Origin of the sequence: Falsihalocynthiibacter sp. S25ZX9 (assembly GCF_041205405.1) — a bacterium.
Classification (GTDB): Bacteria; Pseudomonadota; Alphaproteobacteria; order Rhodobacterales; family Rhodobacteraceae; genus Falsihalocynthiibacter; species Falsihalocynthiibacter arcticus.
This window is the reverse complement of record NZ_JBGFCD010000225.1, coordinates 1-306: the sequence shown is the minus strand read 5'-3', so window position 1 is coordinate 306 and position 306 is coordinate 1. Positions and strand designations below refer to the sequence as shown.

The window sequence follows — 306 nt, the reverse complement described above, 5'->3', positions numbered from 1 at the left end:
GACGTCTCTGCGGCGACTCTTGCCGTTGCTTGGGTTGCACGCAATCCCGCCATCACCAATCCGATCATCAGCGCCAGTTCTGTCGAACAACTGGCCCCCTACCTTGACGCAATCACCTATGAGTTGTCAGACGAATTGTACGGCGAAATCAGTGCCGCCACTCGCGCACCTGCTCCCGCCACAGACCGCTCAGAGGATTCTTAGACGAGCCCAAAACTTATCAGAAAACACCTTGTTGGTAAGGCCACTAACCGCAGTTTTATTTGCTTGCGCCATCACCTCAGAAAACTTGGCAAAACAGGCCAT

General features: G+C 53.6%; 1 protein-coding gene. It reads left to right on the top strand.

Annotated features, from left to right (window positions below; translation table 11 throughout):
* A partial coding sequence (locus AB9F29_RS22020) for an aldo/keto reductase (RefSeq protein WP_369757265.1) occupies positions 1–204 on the top strand: 204 nt, incomplete at its 5' end.
* Positions 205–306 lie beyond the last annotated feature (102 nt).